Annotated in this window: 19 protein-coding genes; 18 read left to right on the forward strand and 1 reads right to left on the reverse strand. The window is 49.6% G+C overall.

Going from position 1 to position 18958, the window contains the following annotated elements; all coding sequences use genetic code 11:
- The first annotated feature begins 183 nt into the window (after nt 1-183).
- From QTL79_RS06145 to QTL79_RS06225, 17 genes are all read left to right on the forward strand, one after another.
- Nucleotides 184-1266, forward strand: coding sequence for a tetratricopeptide repeat protein (locus QTL79_RS06145; protein ID WP_346354085.1), 1083 nt, complete (start codon nt 184-186; stop codon nt 1264-1266).
- Entirely contained in the window at nt 1267-1683 is a 417-nt protein-coding gene (locus QTL79_RS06150) for a hypothetical protein (protein ID WP_346354086.1), read from the forward strand. It begins immediately after the preceding gene.
- Complete coding sequence (locus QTL79_RS06155) at nt 1680-2303, forward strand: hypothetical protein (protein WP_346354087.1); 624 nt, start codon at nt 1680-1682, stop codon at nt 2301-2303. The genes QTL79_RS06150 and QTL79_RS06155 overlap by 4 nt, the downstream gene beginning before the upstream one ends.
- Nucleotides 2304-2306: 3 nt before the next feature.
- Nucleotides 2307-2459: a hypothetical protein gene (locus QTL79_RS06160; protein WP_346354088.1), complete on the forward strand. Its 153-nt coding sequence runs from the start codon at nt 2307-2309 to the stop codon at nt 2457-2459.
- A 160-nt stretch (nt 2460-2619) separates the two neighbouring features.
- Nucleotides 2620-3333: a flagellar filament capping protein FliD gene (locus tag QTL79_RS06165; RefSeq protein ID WP_346354089.1), complete on the forward strand. Its 714-nt coding sequence runs from the start codon at nt 2620-2622 to the stop codon at nt 3331-3333.
- A gap of 213 nt (nt 3334-3546) precedes the next feature.
- A complete protein-coding gene (locus QTL79_RS06170; RefSeq protein WP_346354090.1) occupies nt 3547-3987 on the forward strand; it encodes a nuclear transport factor 2 family protein in 441 nt (146 codons plus the stop codon).
- A 385-nt stretch (nt 3988-4372) separates the two neighbouring features.
- Nucleotides 4373-5770: a hypothetical protein gene (locus QTL79_RS06175; RefSeq protein ID WP_346354091.1), complete on the forward strand. Its 1398-nt coding sequence runs from the start codon at nt 4373-4375 to the stop codon at nt 5768-5770.
- Between the two features lie 6 nt (nt 5771-5776).
- On the forward strand, nt 5777-6127 hold the full coding sequence (locus QTL79_RS06180; RefSeq protein WP_346354092.1) for a hypothetical protein: 351 nt from the start codon (nt 5777-5779) through the stop codon (nt 6125-6127).
- 87 nt (nt 6128-6214) lie between these two features.
- On the forward strand, nt 6215-6565 hold the full coding sequence (locus QTL79_RS06185; RefSeq protein WP_346354093.1) for a hypothetical protein: 351 nt from the start codon (nt 6215-6217) through the stop codon (nt 6563-6565).
- A 96-nt stretch (nt 6566-6661) separates the two neighbouring features.
- Complete coding sequence (locus tag QTL79_RS06190; RefSeq protein ID WP_346354094.1) at nt 6662-7015, forward strand: hypothetical protein; 354 nt, start codon at nt 6662-6664, stop codon at nt 7013-7015.
- 109 nt (nt 7016-7124) lie between these two features.
- The gene (locus QTL79_RS06195; RefSeq protein WP_346354095.1) at nt 7125-7343 is read left to right on the forward strand and encodes a hypothetical protein; all 219 of its coding nucleotides are present in this window, start codon (nt 7125-7127) and stop codon (nt 7341-7343) included.
- Nucleotides 7344-7511: 168 nt separating this feature from the next.
- On the forward strand, nt 7512-7862 hold the full coding sequence (locus tag QTL79_RS06200) for a hypothetical protein (RefSeq protein WP_346354096.1): 351 nt from the start codon (nt 7512-7514) through the stop codon (nt 7860-7862).
- 87 nt (nt 7863-7949) lie between these two features.
- A complete protein-coding gene (locus QTL79_RS06205) occupies nt 7950-8303 on the forward strand; it encodes a hypothetical protein (protein ID WP_346354097.1) in 354 nt (117 codons plus the stop codon).
- Nucleotides 8304-8338: 35 nt separating this feature from the next.
- The gene (locus QTL79_RS06210; RefSeq protein WP_346354098.1) at nt 8339-8689 is read left to right on the forward strand and encodes a hypothetical protein; all 351 of its coding nucleotides are present in this window, start codon (nt 8339-8341) and stop codon (nt 8687-8689) included.
- A gap of 283 nt (nt 8690-8972) precedes the next feature.
- The gene (locus QTL79_RS06215) at nt 8973-12941 is read left to right on the forward strand and encodes a Pls/PosA family non-ribosomal peptide synthetase (RefSeq protein WP_346354099.1); all 3969 of its coding nucleotides are present in this window, start codon (nt 8973-8975) and stop codon (nt 12939-12941) included.
- Nucleotides 12942-12961: 20 nt separating this feature from the next.
- Nucleotides 12962-13468: a nitroreductase family protein gene (locus QTL79_RS06220; protein ID WP_346354100.1), complete on the forward strand. Its 507-nt coding sequence runs from the start codon at nt 12962-12964 to the stop codon at nt 13466-13468.
- 103 nt (nt 13469-13571) lie between these two features.
- Nucleotides 13572-14873 (forward strand): phosphatidylserine decarboxylase, encoded by a 1302-nt coding sequence (locus tag QTL79_RS06225; protein ID WP_346354101.1) that lies wholly within the window; start codon nt 13572-13574, stop codon nt 14871-14873.
- A gap of 63 nt (nt 14874-14936) precedes the next feature.
- Here the strand turns inward: QTL79_RS06225 and QTL79_RS06230 are convergent, their stop codons facing one another.
- A complete protein-coding gene (locus QTL79_RS06230) occupies nt 14937-16217 on the reverse strand; it encodes an ArsB/NhaD family transporter (RefSeq protein ID WP_346354102.1) in 1281 nt (426 codons plus the stop codon).
- 248 nt (nt 16218-16465) lie between these two features.
- Between QTL79_RS06230 and QTL79_RS06235 the strand changes: the two genes are divergently transcribed.
- A complete protein-coding gene (locus tag QTL79_RS06235; RefSeq protein ID WP_346354103.1) occupies nt 16466-18922 on the forward strand; it encodes an ATP-binding protein in 2457 nt (818 codons plus the stop codon).
- Nucleotides 18923-18958: the final 36 nt, after the last annotated feature.

Genomic DNA, 18958 nt, shown 5'->3' on the forward strand with positions numbered 1-18958 from the left:
CAGTTATGACAGTTGATGTTGTAGCTGGTTTTTTACTTTTCGCACGAAAAGCAAAAGGAGTTGGTTAAAGCCATATGAGAAGAGGCGTTACTGCCGAAATTTAAATTAGTTTAATAATATTGATGGATACTTTTTAGCGATATACAATAAACAGAGAAAATTCGGGATGATGGGGGAAAAACGATGCGATATAAAAAATGGTCTTTAGTGATGTTTTTGGCAGTGCTGTTTCTCTTTGGGACAACAGTAGAGGCAAGAAGTGTGGAAGATAAGAATGCAGGATACTCGATTGAAGTTCCTGATGCATGGCAGGTATCGGAGAAAGACGGAAGAATTAAAGTTTCTAAAGCGACATACGAAAGCGTTATGGTGGCGGTTTATCCGCCGTTTCCTTTGAGCCGGACCAATGAAGAAAATGATTTCATCATAAAAGAAATTAATCGTATGCTGATGGATCGATTTCCCAAAGCCACAGTGGATTTTGTAAAAAAAGATAAGATTGCCAATCAACCTGCTTTGTTTAGCAGTTTTTCTTCTACGCTAAAAGATGGTACTACTGTGAAAATATTGCGCATTTCTTTCTGGCTGAATCAATCGCCTGCAGAAATATTCTGCATGACGAAAAACGATCAGCTGGATGAAGAAATGAAGGGAATTGCTTATTCGCTAAAGCTAAAAGCGCCAACGACTGCAGAATGGCAGGAAAAAGGATATCAGGCGAAAGAGAATAAGAATTATACCGAGGCGATTAGCGCTTTCACTAAGGCGACAGAGTTGGATGCGAAAAACGCAACTTCCTTCTATGAAATTGCCTATGCGAGTGCGGAACTGAAAAACTATCCCCAAGCCATTGCGGCCATTTCAAAGGCAATCGAACTGAAGCCGAAAAAAGCATTCTATTATAATGAACGAGCTTATTCGTATATAGCGTCCAATGAGGCGAAGGCTGCGATGGCGGATGCGAACAAAGCGATACAACTGCAACCGGAAGTGGCGACTTCTTATAGTGCACGCGGCAATGCCTACGCGAAACTGAAACAGTATGATGAGGCTATCGGTGATTTTGAAAAAGTGAAAGCCCTGAGAGGAGATATGGTTGAAGCGAATTTTAATCTTGCACAACTTTTCGAACTCAAAGGAAACCAGGCAGAAGCGTTAGTGCTCTACCAAAAAGTTGCGCAAGAGTCAAAGCTGCCAGAGGCAATTAAAGAAAAAGTAAATGACCGCGTGAATGGCAATTGGGATAGCTATAAAGAGTGGATATGAATGGATAGTTTGTTGATTACGCTAGTAACTGTTCACATTGGAATATCGTATCTGTTTTATAAGATACATTGTAAATTTTCACGGAAAGAGGGACTTGGAAAATTTCTCATTCCTTTTTACAATTACTATTTATTGCTTAGGCATGTCAATTCAGAACCTGCATTTTATATATTGATAATGTTTGGCGGCAGCGGGATTATAGCTGCGGCAATCGGCGTATATATAAAAGGGATTGTTAGCGTAACCTTCCTGCTTTTATTTGGGAACTCGATCGGTTTGCTAGCGAAAAAATTAGGCAAGAACTTTTGGCTATATGCCATTCTGACGGCGCTACCTCTTTTAAATGTTTTAGCACTAATGCGACTTGCTTTTGATAAAAGTCAGGCCAAGGAAATAGGAGAGTATACCCAAGCATGAACGTAAAAGAGGCTGCAAAGAAATATTTGCCAGACGTGCTGGGCTTTTTCTTACAGATGTTTCTCTTCGGAAGCGCAAGTTACGAGAAGCCGATCAAAAGTGATGTCGAGGATGAGAAAACTGCGACTAAGACTTGGGAATGGGTGGATAAATACATCGGCCAATTCTTTGCGGCGGTAGTGCTGCTTTATGCGGGGATCGTTGTATATGCATTTTGGCGGGATAATGATATGTTTCTCTTCAAACAAAAAATGATGGTGGTTGTCTTTATCGGCTTATGTATGGCGATTTTTGTGATTTTCTTTCGCTGGATGCGGCAGGGCAATCCAGCATTGCAGGCAAGGGCGTGGAATTACGATCAAAGCTTTGTCGAGCGAATTCGTTCCATATTCTGGACGCGACAATGTCCGTATTGTCAAACGACGTTGCTTTTGAAAAAGAAGAAAAGCTATCAGGGGAAGGATTGGATTACGCAGAGTGGATATTCGTCATATGGTGACATATATCAAATTAGATATTACTATGAATGCGTGACTTGCCAGAAAGAGATTCGCAAGTCGGAATATATGGGAATCGGCAAACTGCGCAAACAAAGCGTTTGGAAAAAGAAGAAAAAGTGATGCATGGAAAAAGCGAAGCTTCTTCTTGCAGCAGGAACAATTGAAATGTTAACAGCAAAAGCATTTTTCGTTATCGGCGTTGATCAGCACGTAGCTGTTTTGTGCCAAGGAAAAAGGGAGGGATATTTGCGCGATAAGAAGAGCAATGAGAAGTAATAACGCGCAAAAGGTAAAAAGAGGAGGCTATCTTCGCAGCAATCGTCCGTAAGTTTTCTTGCGTGCTAAAAAGGTCTGAAAACACCATTGCGTATAACGTTTGACAGGCTTATGCTTAAGGCAAATGATGAGCCGCTACGGATCGAAGAAGGTGTTTGCGATGATCAGTAATGTCGTTTCGAAAGGTGCACTCTACTACTACAGCAATTACCGTTCGACGCCGATTTACGCATCTGCGGAGCCGTATGCCATCTTGCCGCTTCCCGGCACTTCTTTTGCTGCACCTTATGCCGCCAGTTCGCTCGGTGCAGTGATTAGTGATGCCGAAAAAATATGGAACCAGGTGAATTTTTTACAGAATGCGGCTCAGAATTTCCAAACGGCGGCAAAGGATAACGCGGCAACGGGAACAGCTGAGATCGTGCAACTGACAGAGAAGTTTACCCAGCAATACAACAGTACAGTACAAAGTCTTACAGAGCAGAGCCGTCTGCGACAGAACCTGCAGGCAGTCGCGGAAACTGCCGCACCGGAATTGGCGCAGCGCGGCATTCGTCTGGATGAATCTGGACAATTGAAGCTGGATAGCACGCAACTCCAGAGCGCTTTAGAAAAAGATCGTTCGGCAACGCTGACGGCACTGAGTGGTGAGAAAGGGCTGATCAGCGGCAGTCAAAAAGTATCAGAAGCCGTCACGGAGAACGGTCTGAGCGGATTACTGGCGAAAGATGCCGCGATCCAGCAGAACACGGCGGCGGATGAGCAAGAGCAGACGGCAGCAAATGATGAGGAAGAATACCAAACGATGTTGAAACAAGGCTTGGCTTGGCTGCAAACGAATCCAATCGGCAACTTTTTAAATATTCTTGCCTAGTGAGGAAATTCTGGTAAGGGTTCTTACCGGAATTTTTTTGTATAAAGAAAGTACTGCTTCCTCGTTTGCATCGAACGCTTCATAATTTGGAAAAATCTAAAGCGGTACGAACGGGCAGGGATTTGGCTGTGAAAACCCGAAAAGTCTGGATAGATGAAGATAACTTTTAGCGGCATGCTAAGTAAGAAAAAGTGATACAGGAGTGATTTTCGCATGGAGATTAGTGCTTTTCTAGAACATGATGAAAAAGATACGCAGAATGTGAAGCAGGTAAAAGCGCTTTACAAGGCGTTAAGAGAAAAGGATCGGGAAACGATTGCCAGGGTGTTGACTGATGATCCGGTATGGAATGTATCGCCGGGGTTTCCTGACGGCGGAGTCTATAAGGGCATGGCTGAAATATTGGGGTCTTTTTATGCAAAACTTCGCAATCGCTTTAGAAGTTTTAGCGCTGTTCCGGAAACGTTTATTGATGGCGGCGATGTTGTTGTCGTGCTTGGCTTTTATAAATTTGAAAGGCAGGAAGAAGAAAATTCTTTTAGATTCGTACGTTTTGCGCATACCTGGGGAATAAATAAAGATGGTCGCATAAGAGGAGTGTGGCAGGTGGCCGATTCGGCACAGTTTCTTTCATTCGACGAATTGGAAGCATAAAGACGTTGCAAATTTGTGAGAGTTTAAGTCATAGGTAAGGTGAGCGCGCTGCCGATGTAGGCGCAAACGAAAATGTTGTTGAAGCCAACCTACCGGGCAATGATTGCTGCATTTATTGAAGCGGAAAGAGGCGAATACTCTCGCTTGAAAAATGGTTAATTGCATATTGTAGAGGGAGAGTTGGCGTCTAGTTAATGCGTCTGTTTGCCGAAACGCCCGTCGTAAAAAAATCTTCCATTCAAGGTCAGCGCTTTGCTGGCTTTTTTTGTTTTGCCTAAATTTGTAAAATGGCTAAATAAGTTTTAAAAATTAGCCAAACTTGATGCATTGGGAAAAGGTGGTAGCATTTAGATTGGAATGACTACAAGTTTAGGAGGCGGCGTGCATGAGTTATGGCGGTGATGGTTCGGATGGGAATTCGGGCGGCGGTTACGGAGGAAGCGAAAGCTCGAACAGCAACACGGGCGGAGAACAGTCGGGACAGGGATTTGGAAGTTCTTACTCCGGCAGTCCTGCCGGTCAGAATAACGACAATGGTGAGAGCAACGGCGCTGGTTATGGGAGTGAAGGAACGGGCGGCGGCGAAGGCGAGGAAAGTTCGAACAGCAATGCGGGCAGTTCGTATGGCGCTGCGCAAGCGGGCGAAAGCGAGTCCGATAGTGAAACGGGAGGCCAAGGCGTTGTGGGGGGAGAACCTTGCACGCTGAGCGGCTATAACGCTGCGGCTGAGGCGGAGCCAGGCGCAGCAGTCGCTGCTTATGATTACAATGGCGATATCAGCGATTATTATAGCGGACTCGATTCCAATGCGCTAAACACGAGTGAGGAAGAAAACGATGGAACGATAGCCGGAAGCGTGTTGAGCTGGGGCGAAGAGCATATTGCGCAACCGCTACAAACGGCGTATACGAACTATGTCGCGCAGCCGCTCGAGGCTGTCGGAGCATTCGTCAGCGACTGCTATCAGAACACGGTAAAACCGGCGTTTGCCGGTGCGGAGGAAAGCCTCCGCACCGGTTATGAAAACTACGTTGCGCAACCGCTAAACAATCTCGAAACCTCTCTCGCAACCGCATATGAGGAAGGGGTAGAGAAAACAGAGAATTATATCCATGAAAACAAAGCGCTGGATAATCTGGTGAACCACCCGGAGAACATTGAATGGGGTGAAGTCGGCTTGGGGGCCGTGCAGGCGACTGGAGGAATAACAGAAATTGGTTTAGGCTCTGGAGTAGCAAGTTCCACTGCAGTGGCTTCGATGGGAGCAGCAGCCCCGCTGAGCTTGGCTGTCGGCGGATACTTAATGGCTGATGGTGGCAGTAATTTTACAGGCGGCATTAGCCGGATGAAAAATGGAGTGGAAGGGAATTTTGAGGGTGATACCGCTAATTTTGTGAAAAACGCATATATTGCGTATGGACCGGCGTCTACGCCGGATAGTTTTTATAACGGGGCGAACCTGTATAATTGCACGCAACTGGGCGTCGGCGGATATTCGCTAGCAGCGGGAGTCCGCAATTTAGCGCAAAACGCGGTTGCCGTCGAGCGCTCTGCACTAGGCTATGCAGCGGCTTTAAAAGGCGCGGATACGCAGGCGGATTTTTCCGCGACGCTGAAGAACATAAATTATAGCCAGTGGACGACGGGCGGCTTGGCGATCAAAGCGGTGAATATCGACTTAGGAAACATCGCGACACGGACGTTTAATTTTGGCATTGACGGAACCAACGCCACTCAATCGGTGCCAAGCAAGGCGAAGGCAAAAGATGATAAAACGGAGTGATGCTAGATGTTTATTTTTGAAAAAATAGTGCTCTTTTTTCTTGAGCGTTGGAAATATCTGCTCGTGTTTTATATGGTGGGATATGGTATTTCGCTAGCGCAGACGGGTGCTCCGACCTGGCAGTATTGGATCCCGTTAAAAACCAATGCCGTTGCAATTGGTTGGGGTATGGGTAATGGCGTATATGAAGTGATAAGCGAGAAAAAGAAAAGAGGGGGCGGAAAAATTCCAATGCATCTTCATTACTATGGAGGAGTAAAATATGGAATTTCTATGATATTGTTAACAGGAATTTACGCGTTGTTAATATCGATCGCTGGAGTGGTATTCAATTTTGATTCCAAGCCTTTTCATTGATGCATAGCCAGTGTTGCGGCGTAAACGGTTGAGCCGTTTATTTTGCTAAGGCCGAAAACAAAGCAAGAGCAGGCGGAGTGATGCTAAATGTCTATTATTGAAAAGATGATGTTGTTTTTTCATGAGCGGTGGAAATATCTGTTGCTGCTTTATATGGTGGGATATGGTATTTCGCTGGCACAGACGGGGGCTCCGACCTGGCAGTATTGGATTCCGTTAAAAAGCAATGCGGTTTTAATTGGCTGGGGAGGGGGGAATGTAGTATATCTAGTTGCACAAGAACGCAAAAAAAGAGGCGGAGGGAGGATCCCAATCTACTTTCATTATTACAATGGAATGAAATATGGAGTTTCTGGACTTTTTTTAATGGGTCTGTACAGCGTAGTGGTGTTTTTTTTAGGGTCGTTTCTCTTTTTTGATCCATATCCATTTCTCTGACTATAAAAACAACATAGTGAAAAAATCTTGGAATGCATAGGTCATTTTAAGCGTAGAATGCAGTCGCAAATCTTGAAAGGGAGAGATAAGTAGTGGATGTTTATTCTTGAAAAGATGCTGTTGTTTTTTCATGAGCGGTGGAAATATCTGCTCGTGTTTTATATGGTGGGATATAGTATTTCACTGGCACAGACGGGGATTCCAACATGGCAGTATTGGATTCCTCTTAAAAGTAATGCGGTAGCAATTGGTTGGATAGTAGGTAATTGTTTGTATAAGGGGGTAAAAGATATTGAAAAAAGGGGAGCGAGTTGGAATATTCCAATGCATATCCATTACTATGATGGCGTGAAATATGGCATTTCTGGGTTGGTATTAACAGGGCTCTACGCTTTAGTGAGGCTGATTGTTGGAGCGGTATTTGAGATTGACGTCACGCCTTTCCATTGATATATGAGTAAAGTTGCAGTGCAAAAGAGTAAGCAGGTTATTTTGACAAGAAGGAAAGTAAAGGACGATCAAACTTAAATGTTTATTTAAAAAAATAGTATTGTTTTTTATGGAGCGCTGGAAATACCTGCTGGTGTTTTATATGGTGGGATATGTTATTTCAGTGGCGCAGTCGGGGACACCGACCTGGCAGTACTGGATTCCGCTAAAAGTCAATGCGGTTGCACTTGGCTTGGGAGTGGGCAATGGGGTATATGGTTCAAAAAAGAGCGCGAAAAAAGAGGGGGAAGGAAAATTCCAATCTATGTCCATTGCTATGACAGTGTGAAATGTACCATTTTGGCATTGTTATTAACAGGAATCTATGCACTATTGATATCGATCGCTAGCACGATATTCAACTTTGATGCCAAGCCTTTTTATTGATAAGCTGCGAAGAGCATTGCGTTGGGTAATGCTGTAGCGCGAGAGAGCGAGAAAGCTGGAGTGATGCTAAATGATTATTCTTGAAAAGGTGGCATTGTTTTTTCGTGAGCGTTGGAAACATTTGTTGGTGTTTTATATGGTGGGATATGTTATTTCAGTGGCACAGACGGGGGTTCCGAGCTGGCAGTATTGGATTCCGCTAAAAAACAATGCCGTTGCAATTGGTTGGGGGATGGGAAATGGATCCTATCTAGTTGCACAAGAACGCAAAAAAAGAGGCGGCGGGAGGAGTCCAATCTACTTTCATTACTACAATGGCATTAAATATGGAATTTCTATGATATTGTTAACAGGAATTTACGCGTTGTTAATATCGATCGTTGGAGTGGTATTCAATTTTGATTCCAAGCCTTTTCATTGATGCAGAGCCAATATTGCGGTGTAAACGGTTAAGCCGTTTATTGCGCTAAGGGCTAAAATAAAGCAAGAGCAGGCGGAGTGAGGATAGATGTTTATTTTTGAAAAACTTGTGTTGCTCTTTCATGAACGTTGGAAGTACTTTTTAGGGGCATATATGCTCGGGTATATGATTTCTCTGGCACAAACGGGGGTTCCGAGAGCGGTGTATCTTATCCCAATAAAAGGATTGGGTATTTTATTTGGCTGGGCAATTGGAAATGCATTTTATAAACAGGATCAAGAAATGAAGAAAAATGGAAGGGGAAAGATTCCGATTTATCTATACAGCTGGAATGGAATAAAATATGGCAGCAGTGCAATCCTGTTGTTGCTAATCTATCGAATGACGATTGGAATTATAGGAGCCATATTTCAGTTTGATGCCACTCCGTTTCTTTGGTAACAGCGAGAAAGATAAAAAGGAACGATAGGTGCTAGATGTTTATTATTGAAAAGATGCTGTTGGTTTTTCTTGAACGGTGGAAATATATGCTGGTGTTTTATATGTTTGGATATGTCATTTCAGTGGCGCAATCGGGAACCCCAACATGGCAGTACTGGATCCCTTTAAAAAACAATGCAGTCGGACTTGGATGGGGCGGAGGTAATATAGTGTATGCAGTTGCAAAAGAACGAAAAAAAAAGGGGGGAGGCGAGATTCCGATCTACTTCCATTATTACAACGGTATCAAATATGGATTTTCTGCAATATTATTAACAGGAATTTACGCGTTATTAATATCGATCGCTGGAGCGGTATTCAATTTTGATTCCAAGCCTTTTCATTGATGCATAGCCAATGTTGCGGCAAAGGGACGATAAGCTTATCTTGAATAAGTGAACGGTTTAAAATAAAATAGGTCGCGTATCTAAGTAAAACAAGCTTCCGGGCATTTGTCCGGGAGCTTGTTTGCGCTTTGAATGCTTTGCAAAGCGAATAAATGTAAAAGCGTGGCTCGCATGGGCAGGGATTCGGCTGCGGCGACGCGAAGGAACTGATACATGAAATTTACCAAGCCGTGTGCGCAAGGCGCCGTTAAAAGATTTCGTTTGAGGCGAAGGGGTGGGAAATATGGATGAACAGCAGCGTCATCGATTATTGCATGAACTGAGCGGCAGTCCGTTTCGCGAAGAGTATTGCCGCGATGAGTTTCTGCATGAGATGTTTGAAAAGAACGCGGATCAGCAGCCGGAGAAAATGGCGCTGGAATGCCGCACGACCAAGCTCACGTACCGCGAGCTGGAGGAACGCAGCAACCGGTTGGCCGCTTATCTGCGCCGCAGTGGTCTAAAGAGCGGCGAGCATGTGATCTTAATGCTCGACAAGACGGAAAACCTGTACATTGCGATGCTGGGCATCATGAAAGCGGGCGCGGCGTATGTGCCGATCGATTTGTCGTTTCCGGGCGAACGGGTGGAATACATCATCGCCGATTCGGGCGCGCGTTTCTGCATCAGTTCGAGCGAGATCTGGCAGGCGAAAGGGATCGTGCCGGGTGAAGGCGGCGTGCAGCCAGTCTTGGTGGATCGCGATGCGCCGCAGATTGAGCAGGAAAGCCCGGCTCGCTTGACGCCGGAAGAAATTGGCCTGAACCGGAGCGCGCTTTTTTCCTCCTGCTACATCATCTATACGTCAGGAACGACCGGCAAGCCGAAAGGCTGCATCATTGACCACCGCAACATCTGCAACTATGTGCGCGGCGCGACCGTTACCTACGGCATCAAGGGCGACGATCGCATTTTGCAGTGCGCTTCGGTCGCGTTTGACGCGTCGCTGGAAGAAATATGGATGGCGTTTGCCAACGGCGGCACGCTGATCGTCGGAACGAAGGAAATTATGCAGGCGGGTGCGCTGTTCGGCGAAATGATGACGCAGCATCAGGTCACGGTGCTTTCTTGCTCGCCGACCTTGCTCTCGATGGTCGAAAGCGATATGGACACGGTGCGTCTTTTGATCCTTGGCGGCGAGGCGTGTCCGCACGATCTGGTGAAACGCTGGGCTGGCCCGCAGCGCACGATTTATAATTCGTACGGGCCGACCGAAGCGACGATCGTCGCGACCGTCGGCGAACTGAAAGCCGATAAGCCGGTGACGATCGGCAAAGCGCTGCCGAATTATCGCACCTACATCGTCGACGAAAAACTGGAGTTGGTCGACATCGGCGCGGAAGGAGAGCTGTTGATCGCCGGGCCGAGCGTGTCGCGCGGTTATCTGAACATGGACGATCTTGACGCGAAGCGTTTCGTCTTTACGCATAAGATCACTGGCGAACCGGACTGCTTCTACCGCACCGGCGATCTGGTCTGTTATACAGAGGACGGCGAGATCGAGTATCATGGACGCGGCGACGATCAGGTCAAGCTGCGCGGTTTCCGCATCGAACTGTCGGAGATCGAATCGCTTCTGATGCAGGACCCGGCGATTCTTTCGGCGGCGGTCGCGCTGCACCAGACAGGACAGCAGCTCGCGGCCTACGTCGTCTTGCGCGAAGGGGAAACGATCGACTACAAAGCGCTGCGCGAGACGCTGAAAAAAAAGCTGCCGCCGTACATGATCCCGTCCTGGCTCGATGAAGTGGCGTCGCTGCCGACGTCGATCAGCGGCAAGATCAACCGCAAGCAGCTGCCGACCGCATTGCAGCCTTTCGTCGACGAGCAGCGCGAGATCATTGCGCCGCGTACGCCGCTCGAAGAGGAGATCACGGCGGTCTGGAAGGAAGTCTTCAAGCTGAGCGAAATATCGGTGACCGATGATTTCTTCTACGATCTCAGCGGCCATTCTTTGCTGGCGGCCGGTGCGGTCTCCAAGCTGCGCAAGCTGGACCGCTTCAAGAGCGTCGCGGTCGGCGACATTTATAAATATCCGACGATAGAGGGCTTGGCGAGAAACATCGAAACGTCCGCTGCGCCGCAGCCGTCCGACGTCAAACGTGATTTCTACCATGCAACGACGTCTTCCTACCTTGCCTGCGCGCTGGCGCAAGGCCTGGCGATTGCCGGATTGTCGCTGCTGCATTTTTGGCAATGGCTGGGCGTGTTCTTCGTCTTCGCCTATCTGTCGAACCAAGGTTTCGAAGTGGCACAGGCTGTCGGCTGGGCGATCGCCAGCTATGCGATCGTACTGCCGCTGCTCTTTATCTTCGTGCTGGCGGCCAAATGGCTGTTGATCGGCAGGCTGAAGGCGGGCAGCTACCCGCTCTGGGGTTCGTATTATTTCCGTTACTGGCTGGTCTGCAAACTGGTCGAGATCCTGCCGCTGAATTTTTTCGAAGGCAGTCCGGTTTTGCCGTGGTTCTACCGCCTCTTGGGTGCTGAGATCGGCAGCGGCGTATACATGGGCTCAGCCAGTTTGATGACGTTTGATCTGCTGCGTGTCGGCAGCGGCGCGACGCTTTGCGCGGGCAGCAGCGTGAGCGGCGCCTGGGTGACGGGCGGACGGCTGTATCTTGCGCCGATTGCAATCGGCGAGAAATGTCTGGTCGGTAACCGCGCGGTGCTGGCGGGCAATAATGTGATGGGCGACGGTGCGGCGCTCGGCGATATCTCGCTGCTGCCGGAAGGCGTCAACATCCCATCGCATGAACTTTGGAACGGTTCGCCGGCTGCATTTTCCTCCCCCTGCCATTTGATCAAAAACGAAACGGTCGAATGGTCGGGCGGACTGGTCGCGCTCTTTGCACTGAGTGCGCTGCTTTTGCCGACGCTGATGGAAAGTCTCTTTTTCCCCGGCCTGCTCTTTATTGAGACGATGATCGAAGTGCCCGACAGCATCGGAGCCTGGCTCTTGTGTGCGCCGTTTTTGGCGCTGAGCTATATTCTGATTTTGCTGCTGTTGACTTCACTCAGCAAAAAGATCCTGTGCTTTGATATGAAGGAAGGCTGCTATCCGCTCAACAGTTCCTTCTATTTTCGTTACTGGCTGTTCAGCCAATTGTTCCGGCATGTCGAATCGATGCTCAGCGGCCTCTTCGGGACGATCTATACCGCCGCTTGGCTGAAAACGCTCGGTTTGCGGCTCGGTAAAGGCAGTGAGGTGTCTTATGTGCGCGACATCATGCCGGATATGCTGGAAGCGGGCGACGGCTGCTTCTTTGCCGACGATGCCAGCGTCAGCGGCGCGGTGATTGACGGCGGGAAACTGTATCTGAAAAAGACGCGAATCGGCGATCATAGCTTTATCGGCAACAGCGCGGTCATACCGGCCGGAGCGCAGATCGGCAGCCATTGCCTGATCGGCGTGCTGTCGACGGTGAGCGTGCAGACGCCGGTTTCGGATGGCACGTCATGGCTTGGTTCGCCGCCGATCTTTTTGCCGAAACGGCAGAAGGTCGAAGAATTCGGCGACGCGCAGACCTTTACGCCGTCGGCCAAACTGATCTGGCAACGGCGGCTGATCGATTTTTGCAAGATCCTCTTGCCGATGACGATCTTTATCAGCCTGGCCTGCATTGTGATCCAACTGGTGTTCAGCGATTTTGGCGCGAGCCGCATCGAAGTCCTGCTCGCGCTGATGCCTCTCATTTATATCAGCGCGGGCATCGCCTGCATCCTGCTGTTTGCGCTGCTGAAGCAGCTGTTGGTGGGCCGCTACAAACCCGGCGTGCATCCGCTCTGGAGCCTTCATGTCTGGCTGGCGGAACTGCTCACAGGTTTGTATGAAGACCTGGTCGTGCAGTTCTTCTACCGGGTCTTATGCGGCACGCCCTATGCGGCGTGGGTGCTGCGCTGTCTCGGCGTGAAGGTGGGACGGCGCAGCTATATCCAGACCAGCTGGATCACGGAATTCGACATGGTGGAAATCGGCGACGATGTGGCGCTCAATGAGGATGCGAATCTGCAGACGCATCTTTTCGAAGACCGGATCATGAAGATCGGCAAGATCACGCTCGGCGATCGCTGCACGGTCGGCGCTTCGGCGACGGTACTCTACGATACCGAACTGGGCGACGGCTGCGAAGTATCGGATCTGAGTCTGATCATGAAAGGCGAGATGCTGCCTGCAAACACGACCTGGCAGGGCGTGCCGGGACAACGGATTTAAATAAAAAAGGACGTGGACGCATGAAAATATCGGAAGCGATACGAAGCAGACGAAGCGTGAGAAAGTATGAGGAACGTCCGGTGGAGCGGGAAAAGATTGAGCAGTTGCTGCGGGCCGCGATGCAGGCGCCGTCGGCGGGCAATCAGCAAGCTTGGGAATTTCTCGTTGTTGAAAATAAGGAGATGCTGCAAAAACTGGCGAAGGCGCATCCCTATGCGTTGCCGATGGCGAAGGCCGCACTAGGCATACTTGTGTTGTCAAAAGAAGCGGCGCTAAAATATCCGGCGTATTGGCAGCAGGATTTGGCTGCCGCGACGCAAAATCTGCTGCTTGAAGCGGTGGAACTCGGCCTGGGGGCGGTCTGGATGGGCGTTGCGCCGGAAGAAGAGCGGATGCAGTTTATTAAAGACCTGTTTCAGTTGCCGCAAGGCGTGACGCCCTTTGCCATGCTGGCTGTCGGTTATTCACCGGATAATCAATTTGTCGATCGCTTTGACGCGACGAGGATTCATTACGAACAGTATTAAAGGGGCAAGCAGAGTATCCGATATTATTAGCGCCGCTGACAGGGAATGCGGCAGATAGCGTCGAAAAAACCTAAAATATGGAAAATGAAAAGGGGGACGCTATATGTTCGAAAAACGCTGGATTATCCTTGCCCGCTTGCTGATTGCACTGGCCGTACTCAATGGCGCTTTTTTCTCCGGCAGCAGTACCGTCGCTGCGGCGGAACTTAGCAGGCAACATGCGCCGGATACCGAGATGCTGATGACGATTGTTGAGCACAATGCGGACGTTAAGCGCATGCTGCTGCAATCGATCGATCAGGCGAAGCAGATCAATCCTGATCGGGAAACGAATCCGGCCCAATCGCTGGAAGAGTATTACGCCTATATCGATTGGGCGACAACGGCTATGCCGTTCAACATTCTGCCTGCGGCGGAGCGGTATCCCAAATTGTACGAGAGCATCGATCAAAGCCTGGATTACTTTTATTTTATCAATGACCAACCGCTGGCCGAACTCAGCGGCAAAGGCTACTACCACAATTCGCTGCAATATGTCGAACCGTATCGTTCGTGGCTGGTTGTTTTCACGAAGCATTGGGGAGACTATCTGAGCACCAAGAATTCTTGGAACGAAGAGTTTTACCGAAAATCCTGCGCCGATGAGCGGTTCGGCATGAACAATGGCTGGTATGAAAGTCCGGAAAAATGGACAACCTTCAATGAATTTTTCGCCCGTTATCTGAGTTCGCCGGCTGCGCGGCCGATTGCCGCCGCAGCGAATGAAGCGGTCGTCGTTTCTCCGGCGGATTCCGCGCCGCAGGGCGTCTGGAAAATTGACAAGGACTCCCGCTTTGTACAACAGCCGGGCGTACAGTTAAAATCGGCCAACTTTAATTCCGTAATCGATCTTATCGGCAAGGACAGCGCCTATGCCGGAAAATTTGCCAATGGCGTGCTGACGCATACATTCCTGGACGTGAATGATTATCATCGTTACCATTTCCCGGTGAGCGGCACGATCAAAGAAGTGCGCGCGATCCTCGCCGACGATGCGGTGGGCGGCATCATCGTCTGGGATAAACAATTGCGCAAGTACGTGCTGGAGGATCAAATCCCCGGCTGGCAGGCGATCGAGACGCGTGCCTGCGTGATCATCGAGACGGAGAAATACGGCTTGGTCGCGGTGCTGCCGATCGGCATGTCGCAAGTCTCTTCGGTTAATTTTGAAACAAGCGTGAAAGTCGGCGCGAAGGTCAAAAAAGGCGATCCACTTGGTTATTTCCTCTTCGGCGGTTCCGACATCGTGATGCTGTTCCAGCCGCAGGCCAACTTTACGCTGACGGCGCCTGCGCTTGACGCGAATTCCTATAAGCATATTTACATGGGCGAGGCGTATGGACTGCTGCAGAAAGGTGTCCGATAGGTAAGAAATAAAACGAAAGACCGCCCGGCGAAAATGAACTGCCGGGCGGTCTTTGTTTTGTGTTTAGAAAAAATAGCGAAAGTAGACGTAGATGTGGCTGAGTACGATCGATACGAGCATCAGCGGAAACGCGAGTTTGAAAAAACCGCGGAAAGTAATTGCGATGCCGTTCTTTTCGGCGATTCCGGCGACGACGACGTTGGCGGACGCGCCGATCAATGTGCCGTTTCCGCCCAGGCAGGCGCCCAGCGCGAGTGACCACCAGACCGGTTCGAGATTCATGCCGGACAGCTGTCCCATTTCCTGCAGCATTGGGATCATCGTTGCGACAAAAGGGATGTTGTCGATGAAAGCCGAGGCGATGGCGGAGAGCCAGAGCACCAAAAGCGAAGTCTCCATCACCTGTCCCTGCGTCAGGGCAAGAGCCCAGTACGCGATCGCCTTGATCACGCCGGTCGCTTTCAGGCCGCCGACCAAGACGAAGAGTCCGGTGAAGAAGAAGATCGTCGGCCATTCGATATGCAGCAGAATCTCTTCCGGCTCTGCCTTACTGATGAGCAACAAAAGCATTGCGCCCGCCAAGGCGACGGTCGCGGATTCTAAATGAAAAAAGCCGTGCAGTGTGAAACCGAGAATGGTAAGGGCAAGAACGAAGAGCGATTTCTTCAGTAGCGCCTGATCGTGAATCGCATCTTGATAATTTAATTGTAAGACGCTAAGTCGATCTTCTTCTTCGACCTGGAGATCCTTTCTGTAAAAGAAAAGCAAGAGCGCGATGGTGACAAGCAAAATCAAAATGCATATCGGCGCAAGATGATAGGCGAATGCATTAAAACTTAAACCGGCGGCGCTGCCAATCATGATATTGGGCGGGTCGCCGATCAAAGTGGCCGTGCCGCCGATGTTGGAAGCGAGTATTTCGGAAATCAAAAACGGCAGCGGGTTGATTTGCAGTTTATCGGTCAACGTAAGTGTTACCGGTACAATCAATAAGACCGTGGTCACATTGTCGAGTAAAGCGGAGGCGGAGGCTGTGATGCCGGAGAGCAAGGCGAGCAGACGGAACGGATGCCCTTTGGTTACATGCGCCGACCAGATCGCGACTGCCTCGAATACGCCGCTGCGGCGGGTGATGGTGACGAGAATCATCATGCCGATCAGTAAGCCCAGCGTGTTGAAATCGATGTCGTCTTTTAGCGCGGTCTCCTGGCTTAAAAAACCGAGCAGCATCATCACGATGCCGCCCGTCATCGCGACCACCATGCGATGGAACTTTTCCCAGATGATCAGAACGTAGGTAAGCGTGAAAATCAGAATCGAGGCGTAGAAAGCGATATCGTGCACATGAAACACTCCTTTTCAGCTGAAAATAAAGAGAAGAAGCCCTTGGTGACAGGCTCCTCCGAAAAAAATACGTGTGCTATGTTTCTTTTTCCAGTATAGCGGATTGGGACTATGGACGTCAAATGCCAAAGAAGCAGGAGTTTATTCTTCGAAGCGGGAGTTTCGCTTGAAACGGATGGTATTTTTGGGGCGGGTAGGTTAAAATTAGAGTTGAAATAGTTGGAATAATGCGACGAGGGGGAAACGGGATGCTGCGCTCAATAAAAAGTCAGCTCTTGATGATCGTTTTTTTGCTCGTTTCCATATCGTTTCTTGTCTCCGGTGCGGTGAACATGTATATGGTGTCCTCTTCGTTCGAGCGCCACAGCAAAGAAGACAACCTGATGTTCGCCGAAGCGCTGGCGAAGAACGTATACGGTTTTTTCCATAACGCATACAATATCATTGATGGCTTGGCGAAAAACGGCGAAGTCCGCGAAATGGCGCCGGAAAAACAACGGCAGCTCTTTGTTTCGACGGCGGCGCGCTTTCCGTTTTTCAACAATTTGTATTCGACCGCGGTTAGCGATGGCATGCAGCTGGCGCGTGCGTACGGGCCGAATGCCAGTCGACGCAACCGGGAATGGTTTAGCGAAATGCGGGAGCGGGCGGCGCCTTGGACGTATTCGGGTTATACACTCTCTGGTGATGTGGCTGTCGCAGCGATTTTTTCGCCGATTTTTGACAAACGGGGAAATTATGCTGCGATTATGGGCGGCGACCTGAAACTGGATTATGTGCAGGATTTAGTGGAACGTTTCAACGAACGACCGGGCAGTTATGCCTGCGTTTTGGACGGTAATGGCGTAGTGCTCGCTCACCCCGAGCGTGTGCAGTTTCAAGAACGCTACAATTATCAAACGCGCAGCAAGAGTGTAGTTGTCAAAGACGAGCGCGGCAATGTCGTGTCACTCGCCGAAGGCGGCGAGCAAAAAACGGAAGTGGTTGCCATCGCGATTCCCGATGCGCTGCATGAAATGGCATGGAAGGCCTTGTCGGGCGAAGCAGGAACGCTCGAATTTCGCGATCTTGAAGGCCGGCAAATGATCGGCGCGTACTATCCGGTCGAGATTCCGGAGGTGCCGAGCCGTTGGGCGGTCATCACCGTACAGGACAGAGGCGTTGCACTGGCGCTGGTTTATGACGTGACGCGGCGCAATGCCGTAATTGCCACGGTCATTTTGCTGTTGGCGTTTAGTGGCGTCTACCTCTTTGTTTCCCGGCGCGTTGTGCAGCCGATCAACGATTTGATTGAAGGAACGGATGAAATTGCCCGGGGCGACTTATCGAAGCGCTTGAAGATAAGCCGCTTGAAGGAACTGGGGCAATTGGCCAAGGCATACAATGAGATGGCGGAAACGCTGGAGCTGCGGAATCTGGAACGCGAGCGCGACCGTGTGGCGCTCGCCGCATCGGAGACCAAGTTTTCCAAGGCCTTTCGTTATTATGCGGATGTCATCGGCATCACGCGCCTGACCGACCGGAAGATCGTCGAAGTGAACGAGGCGTTTTATGAAATTTTCGGCTATCAAGCGCAAGAAGTTCTCGAACATACGACGATGGAAATCGGAATGATGCCGGATACGGAGGAAAATAAGGCGAAAATTGCGGCGGTGTATCGTGACCTGAACGAAGGGAAGGCGGTGCGCAACCGCGAAGTCGAGTGGCGGACGAAAGACGGCATGAACCGTCTTGGACTATGGTCGGCCGAAGCGATTGAAATCAACGGCGAACGCTGTTCGATCTTCGCCTGGAAAGATATCAGCGAGCTGAAAAAGGCGCAGCAAGAGTTGCAGGAGGCGCACAATGAACTGGAAGTGAAGGTGGAGCTGCGGACGCAGGAACTGACCGCGCTGAATGAAGAACTGGTCGCCAGCAATGAAGAGCTGTCGAATGCGCTGGCGGAGCTGCGCCGAACGCAGGATCAGCTGGTGCGTTCGGAAAAAATGGCGGCGCTTGGCGGTCTGGTGGCTGGAGTGGCGCATGAGATCAACACGCCGATCGGCAGTAGCGTGACGGCGGCGTCGCATCTGACCGTGATTTCGAAGGAGCTGCGCGAGGCCTATCAGCTGCAAAAACTGGGCACGCGGCAATTTGTCGAATACATGGAAGACTGCCTGGAAGGCGCGAGAATCATTCAGGTCAATTTGGAACGCGCCGCCCGATTGGTGAAAAGTTTCAAACAGGTGTCGGCTGATCAGGTGAGTGAGACAAAACGCGTCTTTAAGGTAAAGGAATATCTCGAGGAAGTGTTGCTCAGCATTCAGCCGCATTATAAACGGACGAAACATCGCATCGTGACCGAATGTGACGAGGAGCTCGAAGTCGATACCTTTCCCGGCGCTTTTTCGCAGATCATCACGAATCTGCTGATGAATTCGATTCTACACGCCTATGATGAGTCGGATGAGGGAAAGATGACGATCAGGGTCTATAAAGAAGACGAGTGTCTGGTGCTCGATTATGCCGATGACGGCAAAGGCATGGCGAAACATGTGCAGGAACGGATTTTTGACCCTTTCTTCACGACGAAGCGTGGGGTAGGCGGAACCGGCTTGGGATTGTATGTTGTCTACAATATTATTACCCAGCAACTCGGAGGCAGCATTCGATGCGAGAGTGAACCGGGCAGAGGGACGAAATTTCATATCCGGATGCCGCTCTGAAACGGTGTCGCATGAGAGTTTTTTTAAAATGCTCCA

This window comes from Azotosporobacter soli (assembly GCF_030542965.1).
In the GTDB taxonomy this organism is placed as follows: domain Bacteria; phylum Bacillota; class Negativicutes; order SG130; family SG130; genus Azotosporobacter; species Azotosporobacter soli.